The sequence below is a fragment of the Pseudomonas sp. MS15a(2019) genome (assembly GCF_013277805.1).
Taxonomy (GTDB): Bacteria; Pseudomonadota; Gammaproteobacteria; order Pseudomonadales; family Pseudomonadaceae; genus Chryseomonas; species Chryseomonas benzopyrenica.
The window spans coordinates 374,330-388,392 of record NZ_VBTN01000001.1; the positions used below are offsets into that span (position 1 = coordinate 374,330).

At 55.6% G+C, this 14,063-nt stretch carries 15 protein-coding genes and 1 tRNA gene; 13 read left to right on the forward strand and 3 right to left on the reverse strand.

All coding sequences use genetic code 11. From position 1 onward, the window contains the following. Positions 1 to 5 precede the first annotated feature (5 nt). Positions 6 to 566 carry a glycine cleavage system protein R gene (locus FEZ61_RS01815; RefSeq protein WP_007162770.1) on the reverse strand — a complete coding sequence of 187 codons (561 nt, stop codon included), beginning with the start codon at positions 564 to 566 and terminating at the stop codon, positions 6 to 8. Positions 567 to 719: 153 nt separating this feature from the next. Between FEZ61_RS01815 and dapA the strand changes: the two genes are divergently transcribed. The 5 genes from dapA to FEZ61_RS01840 all read left to right on the forward strand — a co-directional run bounded on the left by dapA (position 720) and on the right by FEZ61_RS01840 (position 4,532). Then, a complete protein-coding gene (gene dapA / locus FEZ61_RS01820; RefSeq protein ID WP_017640330.1) occupies positions 720 to 1,598 on the forward strand; it encodes a 4-hydroxy-tetrahydrodipicolinate synthase in 879 nt (292 codons plus the stop codon). Between the two features lie 14 nt (positions 1,599 to 1,612). After that, a complete protein-coding gene (gene bamC, locus FEZ61_RS01825) occupies positions 1,613 to 2,797 on the forward strand; it encodes an outer membrane protein assembly factor BamC (protein ID WP_017640331.1) in 1,185 nt (394 codons plus the stop codon). Next, positions 2,736 to 3,494 carry an MBL fold metallo-hydrolase gene (locus FEZ61_RS01830; RefSeq protein ID WP_068384812.1) on the forward strand — a complete coding sequence of 253 codons (759 nt, stop codon included), beginning with the start codon at positions 2,736 to 2,738 and terminating at the stop codon, positions 3,492 to 3,494. Before bamC ends, FEZ61_RS01830 begins: the two co-directional genes overlap by 62 nt. 157 nt (positions 3,495 to 3,651) lie before the next feature. Beyond that, entirely contained in the window at positions 3,652 to 4,362 is a 711-nt protein-coding gene (purC, locus tag FEZ61_RS01835; protein WP_007162774.1) for a phosphoribosylaminoimidazolesuccinocarboxamide synthase, read from the forward strand. An 80-nt stretch (positions 4,363 to 4,442) separates the two neighbouring features. Continuing rightward, positions 4,443 to 4,532 (forward strand) — tRNA-Ser (locus tag FEZ61_RS01840). Between the two features lie 128 nt (positions 4,533 to 4,660). On the opposite strand, the gene FEZ61_RS01845 is transcribed toward FEZ61_RS01840, so the two are convergent. Together FEZ61_RS01845 and FEZ61_RS01850 are read right to left on the reverse strand one after the other, a co-directional pair. Then, positions 4,661 to 5,194 (reverse strand): hypothetical protein, encoded by a 534-nt coding sequence (locus FEZ61_RS01845; protein WP_173146877.1) that lies wholly within the window; start codon positions 5,192 to 5,194, stop codon positions 4,661 to 4,663. Between the two features lie 28 nt (positions 5,195 to 5,222). Further along, positions 5,223 to 5,603 carry a hypothetical protein gene (locus FEZ61_RS01850; RefSeq protein WP_173146879.1) on the reverse strand — a complete coding sequence of 127 codons (381 nt, stop codon included), beginning with the start codon at positions 5,601 to 5,603 and terminating at the stop codon, positions 5,223 to 5,225. A gap of 2,288 nt (positions 5,604 to 7,891) precedes the next feature. Here FEZ61_RS01850 and FEZ61_RS01855 point away from each other — a divergent pair. From FEZ61_RS01855 to FEZ61_RS01890, 8 genes are all read left to right on the forward strand, one after another. Further along, positions 7,892 to 9,058, forward strand: a complete 1,167-nt coding sequence (locus tag FEZ61_RS01855) for a helix-turn-helix domain-containing protein (protein WP_173146881.1) — start codon at positions 7,892 to 7,894, stop codon at positions 9,056 to 9,058. A gap of 17 nt (positions 9,059 to 9,075) precedes the next feature. After that, positions 9,076 to 9,630 (forward strand): hypothetical protein, encoded by a 555-nt coding sequence (locus tag FEZ61_RS01860; RefSeq protein ID WP_173146883.1) that lies wholly within the window; start codon positions 9,076 to 9,078, stop codon positions 9,628 to 9,630. Positions 9,631 to 9,653: 23 nt separating this feature from the next. Further along, entirely contained in the window at positions 9,654 to 10,082 is a 429-nt protein-coding gene (locus tag FEZ61_RS01865; RefSeq protein WP_173146885.1) for a hypothetical protein, read from the forward strand. A 148-nt stretch (positions 10,083 to 10,230) separates the two neighbouring features. Continuing rightward, on the forward strand, positions 10,231 to 10,620 hold the full coding sequence (locus FEZ61_RS01870; protein ID WP_173146887.1) for a hypothetical protein: 390 nt from the start codon (positions 10,231 to 10,233) through the stop codon (positions 10,618 to 10,620). Positions 10,621 to 10,698: 78 nt separating this feature from the next. Continuing rightward, positions 10,699 to 11,193 carry a hypothetical protein gene (locus FEZ61_RS01875; protein WP_173146889.1) on the forward strand — a complete coding sequence of 165 codons (495 nt, stop codon included), beginning with the start codon at positions 10,699 to 10,701 and terminating at the stop codon, positions 11,191 to 11,193. After that, positions 11,177 to 11,767 (forward strand): hypothetical protein, encoded by a 591-nt coding sequence (locus tag FEZ61_RS01880; RefSeq protein ID WP_173146891.1) that lies wholly within the window; start codon positions 11,177 to 11,179, stop codon positions 11,765 to 11,767. Before FEZ61_RS01875 ends, FEZ61_RS01880 begins: the two co-directional genes overlap by 17 nt. Positions 11,768 to 12,137: 370 nt before the next feature. Further along, the gene (locus FEZ61_RS01885; protein ID WP_173146893.1) at positions 12,138 to 12,680 is read left to right on the forward strand and encodes a hypothetical protein; all 543 of its coding nucleotides are present in this window, start codon (positions 12,138 to 12,140) and stop codon (positions 12,678 to 12,680) included. Between the two features lie 4 nt (positions 12,681 to 12,684). Continuing rightward, positions 12,685 to 13,368, forward strand: a complete 684-nt coding sequence (locus FEZ61_RS01890) for a hypothetical protein (protein WP_173146894.1) — start codon at positions 12,685 to 12,687, stop codon at positions 13,366 to 13,368. Positions 13,369 to 14,063 lie beyond the last annotated feature (695 nt).

The following is a 14,063-nucleotide window of genomic DNA, read 5'->3' on the forward strand; positions in this document are numbered from 1 at the left end:
TCCTGTCAGTTGCTCTGCGGGCGCCAGGGCTCGATCAGGGCATCGAGATTGAGGGCGTCGGCGAAATCCAGGAACTGGTCGCGCAGCCAACTGATCTGGGTGCCAGCCGGCAGGGTCACGGTGATGGTGGCGTTGAGCATGGTGCCGCCGGTCTGGGGCGCCTGGTAGGAATCGCAGACCAGGTTCTCCACCTCGATCTTGTGGTCAGCGAAGAACTGGCAGAGTTCGTTGAGGATGTCCGGACGATAGGCGGCGCTGACATAGACGACGTACGGCAGGGCCTGGGGGCGATTCTCCAGGGCGGCGCTGCGGGTGACGCCGACGGTGAAGCCGTGACGCTTGCCAAGGCCGGCGAGGCCCCCTTCGAGGCGCGCCAGACCGTCCCAGTTGCCCGAGACCTGCAGGATCAACGCGCTGTATTCCCCGTGGCGGCTCAGCCGGCTGCTGACCACCGCGCACCGGTTGTCCATGCAGCTGCGGTAGAGCACGTTGGTCAGTTCCATGGGATTGGCGCCCAGCGCACTGATGACGAGAAATTGTTCGCGAATCGGGGGGGTAGCGGACATTAGGGTTCCTGGCAGGGGGAGATACAGACTGGCAAAGGCGAAAGGGTAGCGAAAAGCGCCCGCGGGGGGAATGCCCGTTGGGGGCACGTTGCTTGTGCTGGCGCAGAGGCGTCAGTACCATTACCGCTCTCTTTTTCCGGCAGGAGCGGTTGCATGATTGCGGGGAGCATGGTGGCGCTGGTCACCCCTATGGACGCCCAGGGGCGTATCGACTGGGACAACCTGACCAAGCTGGTGGACTTCCATCTCGCCGAAGGCACCGACGCCATCGTCGCGGTGGGCACCTCGGGTGAATCCGCCACGGTCGACGTCGACGAGCACGTGGCCGTGATCCGTCATGTGGTCGAGCAGGTCAAGGGCCGCATCCCGGTCATTGCCGGCACCGGTGGCAATTCCACCCGTGAGGCCATCGACCTGACCCGCGCCGCCAAGGACGCGGGCGCCGATGCCTGTCTGCTGGTCGTGCCCTACTACAACAAGCCGACCCAGGAAGGGCTATATCAGCACTTCCGCATGATCGCCGAAACCGTCGCCATCCCGCAGATCCTCTACAACGTGCCGGGCCGTACCGCCTGCGACATGCTGGCCGAGACCGTCGAGCGCCTGGCCAAGGTGCCGAACATCATCGGTATCAAGGAAGCCACCGGCGACCTGGCCCGCGCACGCGACATCCTCTCCCGTGTCAGCAAGGACTTCCTGGTCTACTCGGGCGATGACGCCACCGCTGCGGAGCTCATGCTGCTGGGCGGCAAGGGCAACATCTCGGTGACTGCCAACGTGGCGCCCAGGGCGATGAGCGAACTCTGCGCCGCCGCCATGCGGGGCGACGCCGACACCGCACGCGCGCTCAACGAAAAGCTGATGCCGCTGCACAAGAATCTGTTCATCGAATCGAATCCGATCCCGGTGAAGTGGGCCCTCCACGAAATGGGCATGATCGACGCCGGTATCCGCCTGCCGCTGACCTGGCTGAGCTCGCGCTGCCATGAAGTGGTACGTCAGGCCCTGCGTCAGGCGGGAGTGCTGGCGTGATCAGGAAACAGTCGATGAAACGTGTTCTGGGTTTGACCACCCTGGGGCTGGCCGTGGCCACCGCCAGTGGCTGCAGCTGGGTGTGGGGCGAGCACGGTTATTTCCGCGATCGCGGAAATGACTATCTCGAATCCCGCGAAACCGGCCCCATGCAGGTGCCGACCGATGTCCAGGCCAAACCTATGGATCCGCTGCTGCCGATCCCGGCCAACGTGGCCGACACCCAGAATCGCTCCTATGGCTTCGAAGTGCCGAAACCCCAGGCGCTGGCCGTCCAGGGCAGTGGCAACGAGCAGTTCAGCGTGCAGCGCAGCGGCAACGCCCGCTGGCTGGCCGCCCAGAAGGTCCCGGCCAACGTCTGGCCGGTGGCCCGTCAGTACCTGACCGACAATGGCTTCCGCATCGCCGAAGAGCGTCCGCAGACCGGTGAGATCATCACCGCCTGGCAGTCGCCGACCGAGCTGTCGACGCCCCTGGCCCGCAGCCTGAGCACCAATGGCCGCCTGCAGCCGGGCACCGAGCTGCGCACCCGCCTGCGCATCGAGCCGGGCGTGCAATCGGGCAGCAGCGAGATCTTCCTCCAGACCCAGACCCGCAGCCAGGGCAGCTCCAGCGAGCCGTCCTGGTCCAGCAGCCAGAACAGCTCGGCGCTCGATGACGCCCTGCTGAATCAGGTGCTGGCCGGCCTGGACCGTAGCGAGCAGGGCAGTGGCTCGGTCTCGCTGCTGGCCGCCGGTGGCTACGACACCCCCGAGCGCGTGACCTACGAGGTCGACGGCAGCGGCGTGCCCATGCTGGTGCTGGAAAGCGATTTGAATCGCGCCTGGTCCAGCGTGGGTCGCGCCATCGAAGGCGCCGACATCCGCGTCGACGACATGGATCGCAGCCTGGGCGTCTACTACGTGAACATCGCCGAAGGCGCGCAGAAGCCCGAAGAGCGCAAGCCGGGCTTCTTCGGCCGCATGTTCGGCAAGGGCGAGACCAAGGAAGAGGAAGACGCCCGCGCACGGCGCTTCCAGGTGCGCCTCACCTCGGTGGGCAACACCGTCCAGGTCACCCTGGACAAGACCATCAACACCGCAGCACCCCAGGACATCGCCGAAGGCGTGCTGAAAAAGCTTCAGACGAGCATGCAGTATGCGCTTCGCAATCCTGGGCAGCGGCAGTCGGGGCAACTCGACCCTGGTGCACAGCCATAACAGCTATGTGCTGATCGACTGCGGCTTCTCCCTGCGTGAAGCCGAACGTCGTCTGGCCCGGCTGGGCGTGGTACCTGCCCAGCTGGACGCCGTCCTGGTCACCCACGAACACTCCGATCACGTGCAGGGCGTCGAGCTCCTGGCGCGCAAGCACGGGGTGCCGGTCTATTACAGCGCCGGTACCGGTCGTGGCCTGCGCAAGCCGGTGGCCGCCCAGGGCCTGCTGGTGGACGGCGAACGGCTGGTGCTGGACGCGCTGGAAGTGACCGTGGTGCAAGTGTCCCATGACGCCCTCGAGCCGACCCAGTTCGTCTTCGACGATGGCCGCAAGCGTCTGGGCGTGCTCACCGATCTCGGCGAGGCCACCCCCGGGGTGCTGGCGCATTACCGGGACCTTGATGCCCTGGTGATCGAAGCCAACCACGACAGCAACATGCTCGCCGCGGGCCCCTATCCCTATCACCTCAAGGCACGGGTCGGCGGGGTGCGTGGCCACCTCAACAACCGGCAATCGGCCGAGCTGGTGATGGAGCTGGCCTGTCCGGGCCTGCAGCATCTGGTGCTCGCCCACCTGAGCGAAAAGAACAACAACCCCTGGCTTGCCCGCGCCTGCTTTACCAACGTGCTCGGCTGCGACGCGGACTGGCTGCAGATCGCCGATCAGCAGCAGGGACTGGAGTGGCAGGCCATCGCCTGAGGCGCTGACCCGGTTTTCTTTCGCGGCCAGGCGCTGCTGCACGGCCAAAATACCCACGATCCTATGTAAACTGCGCTTCCCGGCTGTACTCGTCCCGAACCGCTCGTCTCACCTGCGTTCGTCCACAGCCTGCAAGCCATTCGAACCGGAGTCCAAGATGGAAAAACGCGCAGAACTCTACCGTGGCAAGGCCAAGTCGGTATTCACCACCGACGATCCCGATCGCCTGGTCCTGTTGTTCCGCAACGATACCTCTGCCTTCGATGGCGAGCGCATCGAGCAACTCGAGCGCAAGGGCATGGTGAACAACAAGTTCAACGCCTTCGTCATGCAGAAGCTGGAAGCCGCCGGTATCCCCACCCAGTTCGAACAACTGCTGGGCGACAACGAGTGCTTGGTCAAGAAGCTCGAGATGATTCCGGTGGAGTGCGTGGTGCGCAACTTCGCTGCTGGCAGCCTGGTGCGCCGTCTGGGCGTGGAAGAGGGCCTGGAGCTGACGCCGCCGACCTTCGAACTCTTCCTGAAGAACGATGCGCTGCACGACCCCATGGTCAACGAAAGCCATGTCCAGGCCTTCGGCTGGGCCACCCTCGACCAACTGGCCGAGATGAAGGCGCTGACCTTCCGCATCAACGACATCCTCAAGCAGCTGTTCGACGACGCCGGCCTGCTGCTGGTGGACTTCAAGCTCGAATTCGGCCTGTTCCACGGCAAGGTCGTGCTGGGCGACGAATTCAGCCCGGACGGCAGCCGTCTCTGGGACAAGGAAACCCGCAAGAAGATGGACAAGGATCGCTTCCGCCAGGGTCTGGGCGGCGTGATCGAGGCCTACGAAGAGGTCGCCCAGCGCCTGGGCGTCCCACTCTAAACGCAAGCCGCTGATACCAGAGCTTTTTTTGCAATTGCTTGTTCGCTTTTGCCCCCATGGCTGGTATCATGCGCCGCGTTGGAGAGATGCCGGAGTGGTCGAACGGGACGGATTCGAAATCCGTTGAGTCAGCAATGGCTCCTAGGGTTCAAATCCCTATCTCTCCGCCATCTATAGAAAAGCCCTCTAAATCAATGGTTTAGGGGGCTTTTTGCTTTCCGATGTGACCACTCGATGTGACCACTTGAAGAGCCACCGTAGCAGCGATGCCTGGACGAGGAGTGGCCGCTGAGAGGTGTCAGCGCGAATAAGGGTCGGGCCGGCCCCCTTCACGGGTCATGAACTGAGGAAAGGCTGGCATCTCGGCAATTGGGGCAATCTTGCCGTCTACGCCTTCCAGTACCACGTCCAAGAGCTGTTTCTGCCGCAGCACTCTCAGATGGAAGGCTTTGATCTCCTTCAGACTCAGGCCTTCAGAAGCCGACACCGTGTCATACAGTCGTTTCATGTCCTCAAGATTAGGTTGCATGATTTTTTCTATGCCGTGCTTGAGGTCGTCGATACCGGAGAGGGGAAGGGGGCCTGCCTTTGGCTTTAGCTCTCGTTGAGCTGCCTCCGCTCGATTGAGTACCGTCGTACTTGTCTTCACCGCATCAGCAGCAAGCTGAAGCGTCTCCAGATGCAGGGCGTGAGCCTTGTCCTTCAGCTGCTGGCGATGGCGGCAGAATGAGATGATCCAGCCGACACCAGTCGGAATCACACCCGCAAAAAATCCTGCTAACGTTTTGTTTGCTTCGTACCAACTCACAGCGGCGGTGATCCATTCGGGCATGTGATAAACCTCGTTTGGATGCTGTCGGTTACTTGAAGCCACGTAAGTACGATCTTAAAGCCAACGCCGCTTCAATTCCTACTCCGATCACTAACCCGGCTACGCCTGGCGCATTGGAAGGCTTCCCCGGATTGAGCTTCGCTGAAGTCTGATTCAACATTGCTTCAAGTTTGGCAATGATCACTAAGGCATCAGATTTGAATACAATAGGATCAATACTTCCGTTTTCATCGTGAACGGCGATGTTCCGGCGATGGTTCAGGCTTTTGATCAACTCTCGCAGGGTTTGGTCCAACTTGCTGTCGAGACTAATCGCAAGCTGCTGCATTCCATTTCCTTGACCGCCAAGCTGTCTTAGGAGACTTTCTATCCTTTGGGACGTCCCAATGATGGGGTCATCTTTGTACACGGTCCTTCTCCTGGCGATGGCAACCTTTTAGATTACTGTATGTCGGCATTGGCGCCAAGGTCTTTAGGCCTGGGGTCTCGGGTTTGCCATGAGCAGTCTCTTCCAATCGTCCAGAGATGAAACCAAAGGGCACTTCCAAGAGCTATCACGGCTCCAAAGCTCAAGATAGAATGTCGGGTAGGGGGCGGCATGTCTGAACAGCCCAATCATCTCGTTGAGATTTTGATTGCATCGTTGGAGTCTGAGCGGGACGCTTTCCGTAACCTCGCGAACGTATGGCGGACAGCGTACTTCAACCAGTCTGTTGAGACAGAGCGGCTTCGAAAGGAGCTTGAGCAGATAAAAGGGGCGAGCCTGGACGATCAAGCCCCATGAGCAGGAGTAGGGCAGGAGTGCCTATAGATGAAGCCATTAGAAACGCTTCGCACGCTGCTACGACAGCCTTTCCAGACTACCGGATAGTAGTAGACCGAATCGTCTCGGGTAGTCTTCAGATTCGCCTATACGCCGACGGAGACTACAGAGCCCGTTTAAGGTGGCAGCTCTGGGATTACGAAGCTACCACGCCCATTCTCTTGGACGCTGCAATCTATCGAATGCGTGAGGAGTTGGAACACGGCTCTTGGCTATCCCTCGGTACGATCAGTGAACTGTTCCCTTCCGAAGCTGAATCATAGCTTCCAGCGCTGCAACATCGTCTTGCTGTCGAGCTAAGCGATCCAGCTGCCTTCTAAGCCAGCGTCGGTTTGACTCCATAGTACGCTTACGGCGATCAAGCTCGCGTTCCAGCTCGGCCAAGGGCATTTGACTCAGGGTGAATAGCTCGGGATTGCGAAAGGGCATGACATGCTTCCGTGCATGGTGGTGGCGATACAGTATCAGACCTTCGGTGGTTGGAAGGTTCCAGTAGTATCGCAATAACGACCGTTCATGAGGATTGGCCTTAGCAGGCCGGGGCAGATGTCCATGGACTCAGGGCCGAGTTACGTCATCGGCAGGGTAGGCCATGAGTGACAAATTACCATAGCCAGGCTCTATCAGCCTGTCTTTATCGATAGGTTCAATTTCGGTCGCAATAATAAGGAATGAAATTGGGACCACCCACCTACGTTCACTGAGCCACTACCATAACAGAAAGAACTGCTTGACAAGATTATTGGAGGTGTGTATGATGCTTTCCCCTTCTAATGCGACAGCATTGGAATTAAGTACCTCAACAGAGACCATCTGTGATGGGCGACTTGTGGTCGCTTTGTGATGACAACCTAAAGATGATAAGACCTCTGCGACGCAGAGGAATTGGTTACTTCTTCAGCTGAGCAATCTTGTGCTTACCCACAAGCGAACCACGAAGGGTCGCCAATCAAAATCTGCTGTTCTTCTTTTGGGTATTCCCGCCTCCGGCTTGCCGGGTTGTCCCTGTGTAGCGTGGCTACACGTAGTGATTACGTTGCTCTGCAACAGTTACCATTACTTAGGGGAACGAAGGTGTTGCAAGGATGCCGGGATGCAACAGAAACAGCTCTGCAACAGCAAACCCCCCTAGAACGAAGGTGTTGCATTGCAACAAGCTTTGCAACAGACCACGTGTTGCAGCACAGGTGTTGCAAGTGTTGCAAGTGTTGCAAGTGTTGCAAGTGTTGCAAGTGTTGCAAGTGTTGCAAGTGTTGCAAGTGTTGCAAGTGTTGCAAGTGTTGCAGACGATCCTGAGAGGGTAGCTCTGTTCCTTTCCTACCTTCCGCCACAATAAGCGAAACTCCCTGAAGCGGCGTTAATGGTAGCAAATGACCGTTCGTCGGACTTTCAAAAATAACACTCACAGGGGGTAGACAAATCAGCTTTTGTGGTGTAAAGTACCCTTATGAGCTTGAGAAAGCTTGTATGCGATTCATTGGATTCGGCACTACGCCTGACCTGCAAGGGTTCTGTGTAGTGCTTTTCTTTTGGATTCACGAAACTACGGCTGAATTTCATAGGAGACAAAATGCACACCCGCGTATGTCCACACTGTAACACTGACTTTGTAATCCTACGCAGCGACGGGGGCTTTTGCTCCAAGAGTTGCCGTAACAAGTTCGATCACTGGCGGCGTACTCGTCACCCCGGACTTGAGCGGACACAAGCATTGCTTGATGTCTACGCACAGCACATGACGCTCAAGCGGGATAAAGCCCGCACTGCTTGAGGAGGCAGGAGCATCATCTGTTAGCAACACCACACACATCATAACCGTGCAAGAGCACGAAGGAGGAGAACACCAATGACCCGTAATACAAGGAACTATCCAAATGCAACACATCGACATCCAAGCTCAAGCCCAACAACTGCGTAACGAAGGCTTCTCTGTTCGGGAAGTAGCCGAGCAAATCGGCAAGCATTACAGCTGGGTTAGCCGCAACACCACTGCAACAAATGCAACACCACGCAACACCCGTGCAACAAAGTCTGTTGCAACATCAAAGCGCGACATCGCGGTAACTCAAGCTCTGGCGAAAGCCAGCAGCCCGGAAGGCTGCAACACGAGCGAATTCAACGACATCATCAAAGCTGTGTACGGAGTTGTTCGCGACGAAGATACAGGCAGTTATGTTGTTGATTGCACCTTTGAAGAGAAGAAAGGCATCAGGCGTCGTGTTAAAGAGCTTGCCGCTCGTGAGGGTAAAACCGCTCTGTTCTTCGAAGACTTCATCTCTCGTGAAGCCCCGGAACACTCCCTGCAACTGATGCTGACTCTCGCCCAAGGCGTACACGAAGCCGTTGAGCTGGCTGTAGCCGAATTCCGCGAAGTTTATCCAGAGGCGTCTGTCTACAGCGTACAGCAAGCTCTAAAGGGTATGGCCGTCCAAGGCTACCGCCCTGAGAGTGTTGAAGCCTTTTGCGAGCGTGCTGCAACAGCCGCCCATGCCCTACAGCAAGTTGCCCCAGCTGTTGAAACAGTAGAAACCGTCACTGAGCACACCGATGAGTTCCTGGCCGACTTGGCAGACATCGATGCTGAGTTGTTTGGTGAGCAAGCCGACAACGAACCTGAGGAGGAAGAAATGATCGTTGAAGCCCCAATGCCTAAAGCCCCTTTGGCTGAAGCTGTAGTCCTGGCTGTCATTGAATGGCCTGTAGCTACTGAAGTGGTTACGGAAGTGGTAGCCGAAGAGACAGAACTTTCCTTGGACGACCTTGACGACGATGAGTCGTTGATCAATTACGAAGCCGTTGATACCGACTACGACTACACGCCAGAAGAGTTCGTGGATGACATGTCAATCGATGAGCGTTACGAACACAACGAAACCACCGCCCAAGCCATCCGCGACCTGTTTAAACAACGTGCTGATGAGCGCCAGGAACGTGCCCGTGGCAAGCGTCCTACAGATTGGGCCATCAAGCAGCAGGAAGAAGACGAGTTCTACGCCCTGCTCGTTGACGCTGAAAGCCACAACGAAAACTTCATTTTCTAAGAGGAGACATTGCCATCATGGGCAAAGCAGCAAGACGGAAAGAAGCACGCAGACTTGAGAGGGCACTACTCTCTCAGTCTGCAAACGATACACAAACAGTTCCAGCCATGCAACAACCTTTGATCGTCAGTTACAACAAGCTTCGACATGCCATCTCATGGGCCGACCTATCCACGGCAACTGTTGAGAAGGTAGCTGTTGAAACTGTGCCGATTCAACCAGCAGCAAATGACACTGTCATCGAAGCTCCTACAGCGCCCGCTGTGAAGCATAGAAGGAAGCCTGGACCCAAGCCTAAGCCTCTTGCCCCTGAAGTTCGTCAAGCCCAGCTCTGGGCCTTGTACGCCGATCTATGGGATGAGATGGAGGAGGGTATGTCTTCCAAAGAGCGTAGAGCCCTACAGCGAGCCCTGGCACGCAATTCAGGAACACTTGATGACTTGATTGAAGACGACACAGCCGAAGCGAAGGAGTCTCGCCGTGTTGTACCTCTTGTGGATGAAGACGACGAATACCAAGAAGAAGAAGTCGAATACGCAGATTTCTTTGAAGATTGGAACCCAGATTACTAACCCAAACGAAGGAGGAACCACACATGCAAAGAGAAAGACCAAAGATGAATTTTTTCGTAGTACACCGAGGTAGCAACCTTGTCACAGGTATTGTGGCATCAAGCTACAAACCCAAAGACACAGACCAATACAGATTCGTCATCGTCACAGACGGCATTCTTGATCGCCATCAGCGATTGAGAGATTCCCACGGTAGTGAGATTGATGTGGGAAACATCATGGCGATTAGTCCGGGTATCCATGACCAGATTGTCAGCACGAAATCAGGGGTGGCCACGCCAAAGAATCCACGGCCACGAGCCATCCAATACGAAAAGGTTGAGGACCCACGGCTCCAGCAAATCAGCGAATACTTCGTAGCCAATCCCTACGCCACTTGGCAAGAGATTGCTGATGAGTTTCTGACAGGCGAAGTTGTAGCGAAAGCCTACGTTGAGAGATTCGGGCTGTAACGGAAGAATGCGGGTTGCAGGTGGCGAAAAGTGTACTGGTGGGGCTACCCCCTAGGGAGTACATTTTTCACCCTCTACAGCCCAGCAAATACGGGGTATTGAAGCCCGGAAATTGGCAAATGCCAGCCTACGATTTGAGGAATGACAAATGAGTGAGAATTTAGTGTGTGGCGTGGGCATCATGGATGTTCCAGGCGGATCAACACGCAACGGCAAGGCCGATCCCATCTACCGAATGTGGGTGAAGATGTTGGAGGTTTGTTTCAAGCATCAGCCAGCCAAAGGAACAATCTGCCCTGAGTGGGTTAGGTATTCGACCTATCGGGAATGGCATCTTGCCAACGTGCCCAAGGGTGGCGTCATCCACAGAGACGAGAATAAACACTTCAGCCCCCATCATGTGATTGTGAAGGTGCCTAAGAAGCGTATCGGTCCGAAGGATGTTGCCATCTCGATTGATGGCGTAGCGGTGAGTATGGAGGCTGTCCTAGCTACCCTGCGTAGCGGGGGCTCCCTGGACTCTCTGTTCCAGCGCTGAGAATTTACACACGATTGAGTTGACATTGTGTGAGGGTCCTTGTAGGTTGGCCTCACATTCACGAAGGGAGGCTCCAACATGGCAAAACAATTGAACTACCAAGACCACAAGGAAGCTTTGCTTGAGGCTCTGCAAGATTCCAGCGCTCAAAGTCGCGTCAAGTTCGTGGCCGAGCTGAAGGAAAAAGGCATCACCTTCCCAAGCAACTACGATACCGGCACTGAGTGGCTTATCAACCTGCGTCAGGATGCAGATGACCACGGTAAGGGTTGGCTGAGTAAGACTAAAGGGAAGGAAGAGGGCGGCAAGAAACAAGGCGCTACTGTTCAACACAAGGCCAAGAGTGGTCTCAGCCTCCAACAGCAAACAATGATCGGCGCTATGGCCGACATGCAAGGTACGGACGCTGCTGAGATAGAAGCGGCATACAACGACTTCGCCAAGGCTGACGAAACCCTGTCTAGCCTCAAGGAAGCTTTGGAAGCTGCCCAACAGCAGTATGACGAAGCGGTGAGAGCAGCATTCTTCCGATTCATTGGCGAACAGGGTAGAGCACATGCCGAAGGGCAATAAGCCCACAGCGTCATCACCCTTCAGTCTGGTCAAGGCGATCGCCTATTTGATCCCCAACGACAAGAGAATCCCCGTTCCATCGCAGCTGATTTGGATTCGGCACATGGCAGGGGATGGGCAGGGTGTGATGACAGTAGTTGATTCCCTCAAGGAGCTGGAAGCCTCGCTTCCGGCTTCTTGCGTTTGGGTGGCATCTCCGCTGTATGTCACCAAGGAATTGAGGAAGATCATCGGTGAGACGCCGTTGTTCGTAGCCAGCTTGCCAGGGATGGAAGGCAAGCCGCTGGACGACGCCATAACGCTCATACAGTTTGAGCAACAGCAGCAGAAGCTGTTGAGCAATGCAGTGAGCCGGAACAATGCTGTGAAGGCATCTGCGAAGGCTGCTGAGAACTTCAGTGCGACGGCGAAGAACCTTGAGGACACTCTCAGGAAGCTCTGGGCCGAGGAGGGCGCTACCCTCAAGAATGTGGCTCAGTCGCTAACCAACATGCGAGTGCCAACCTCAACGGGATCGAGCGTTTGGCACGCCACACAAGTGAGACGGCTGCTGATGAAGCTAGGACTCTACTAGCCGCAACGAGGCGTTCCCCTGCTTCGAGCATGCACGGAGAGCAGCACCCGTGGCGGACATCATCCAGGCAGCTCGCCAGCGGATCATTGATGCCCGGACGGACCACGCTATGTCATCTGCCCTAGATAGCGGTATGGGGACGCTGGGATGTCTCTTGGACCTCGGCCTGCTGTCCCATGAAGAATGGAGGCGCCACGTCGATGACTTTGAGCAAGCAGGGGAGGCCGTATAGCTCCCAAATGGTCAACCAAGCCCGCTTCGGCGGGCTTTTTCTTTGCCGATGAAAAACCCCAATTCTTACCATGTGGATAACCCCCGAAAATACCCCTTATCATTGGCTCATCGACAGGCCGTATTGCGGAAGTGGCTCATGAGATTGGTGAAGTGGATGGGCGCGAAGATTGCCGACAACATTGCAGGTGTTGTCCTCACGGCAATAGGGAGTGTGCTGTTTGTCTATCTCATGCCTATGTGGGAATACATCAAGCTCGCCTGGAGTTGGCTATCTGCACCTGTCCAAGTAGCTATGGGTTTTGTCATTCTGCCATTTCTCATAATTGTCTTGATTGCGTTGGGTCTGATTCGTTCGTTCATGATTAGGCGAAGACTGCCAATGCCGCCCGCATGGCTGAGCTACCGGGAAGATGAATTTGAAGGAGCGGTATGGCGTTGGGGCTATGATAGTAACGGGCAGATTGAACGCCTAGTTCCATACTGTAAAAAGTGCGACTGCGCCCTTGAAGCAAAAAAATTCGGCTTAGGAAGAAGTATAGCGATGTACTGCGTTGACTGTAATCACAGTTATTCAGCTTTCGGTCCGAATGTTTCGCCTGAGTATGCTCAATCTATCATCGTCAGGCTGATAGATAGAAATCTGAGAAGAAACTACAATCGCCTGAAGGCTGAGGAGTGATGCTGTGAAGATGTTGAAGTGGATAGGCAGTTTCTGGAAATTTGGTCTTGTTGCAATTCTTTCCGCATTAGCTGGTGCGTTCATTGCCGCTATGTTCATGCCTGGAATGGCGGCTCCTTCGGGGTGGGCAGACGTGATGACGGCCATGTTTACCTTTTTCGCATTGATCGTCGCAGTGTCGGCGTTCTTCACATGGAAGAAGTCGAAAATCAGGGATGACGGTTATGAAGTAGCGAAGGCATACGTCAACTCTGTGGTTGAGCTGCACGAGACCATGATTGCCGCCTTATCGCCGTTGATGAGGGTTATGGCGACTCCAGGGACAGTTGTACCAAGCGCGAAGGAGTGCGGGGCGTTGGTGATTGGTCTCAATCAAGCCGCAGGTGCGATGGAGGCAGCCCTTAAGCGTATGGCAATGAGAAAAAGGGAGCTGAGCTTCTGGGGCGTCAAGCTCACAGAAGAAGCCGACTTGATCCATCAGGAAATTCATAAGCAGAGCTTTCAGTTTGCCCTTGTATTGATTCACTTCTCAGATGCTTGTAATAACGCCTATGTGCTTGGGCAAAGAGATGAGTTTCCGACTATCCAAATGCTGACAAGTAGAGCGGATACTTTGATAACTTCTTTGACTAAGGAGTTTAACAAGCGTCAATCGGTAGGGATGGCCTCGCTCTATGTTCATTGCTGACAGGCGAGAAGGTGAGCTGGACATCGTTCAACTTGATAACAATCCCGCCTAAAATTTTGGGAAGCACTTTTTCAAACACAAACAAATGCCCCGCAAAAATTTGGGACCTCTACACAGGCTGTTTAACACTGCCCGGTCTGATTCGTCTGGAGCTGTAGGATTTCTCGAATATGAATTCTATCTGTGTTGCCCAGCAAGCGCTCTGTCTTGACTGTCAAGCACCGAGCTTTATCCAGAACACTTAGCACCAGCATTCCAGCGATAACTTGAGCTGTAGGATTCTGGAAAACACTTCGATACTCCAGCTGCCAAGCAGGCGGCTTACCTACATCATCAAGCAGCGTATGATTTTAGAACCTCTGACTCTGATTGATTTTAAAATAACGTCTCCTGTCCAGAACTATTAAGCAAGCGCCTCTGTAGGGCACTCACTGCGTTCGCAGGCTCTCAGATGCTGTGTAATCTGGAAACCCGTATCTACCTACAGCGTTTAGCAAGCGCCTCTCTGACGAGCTTGTAGACGGTATAAAATGGAAATCTCCGACCTCTCTCGTAGGCTCTTAACAACCCACACACTGACCAGATGAAAACGCTAGAAATTTCAGGACCCGACAGCACCCTTTGAAATGATTCAGAAGCTGAAGCAATGCTTCACGTCCCTCGCTTCGCTCGCATGTGGACACATCCGAGGGGCG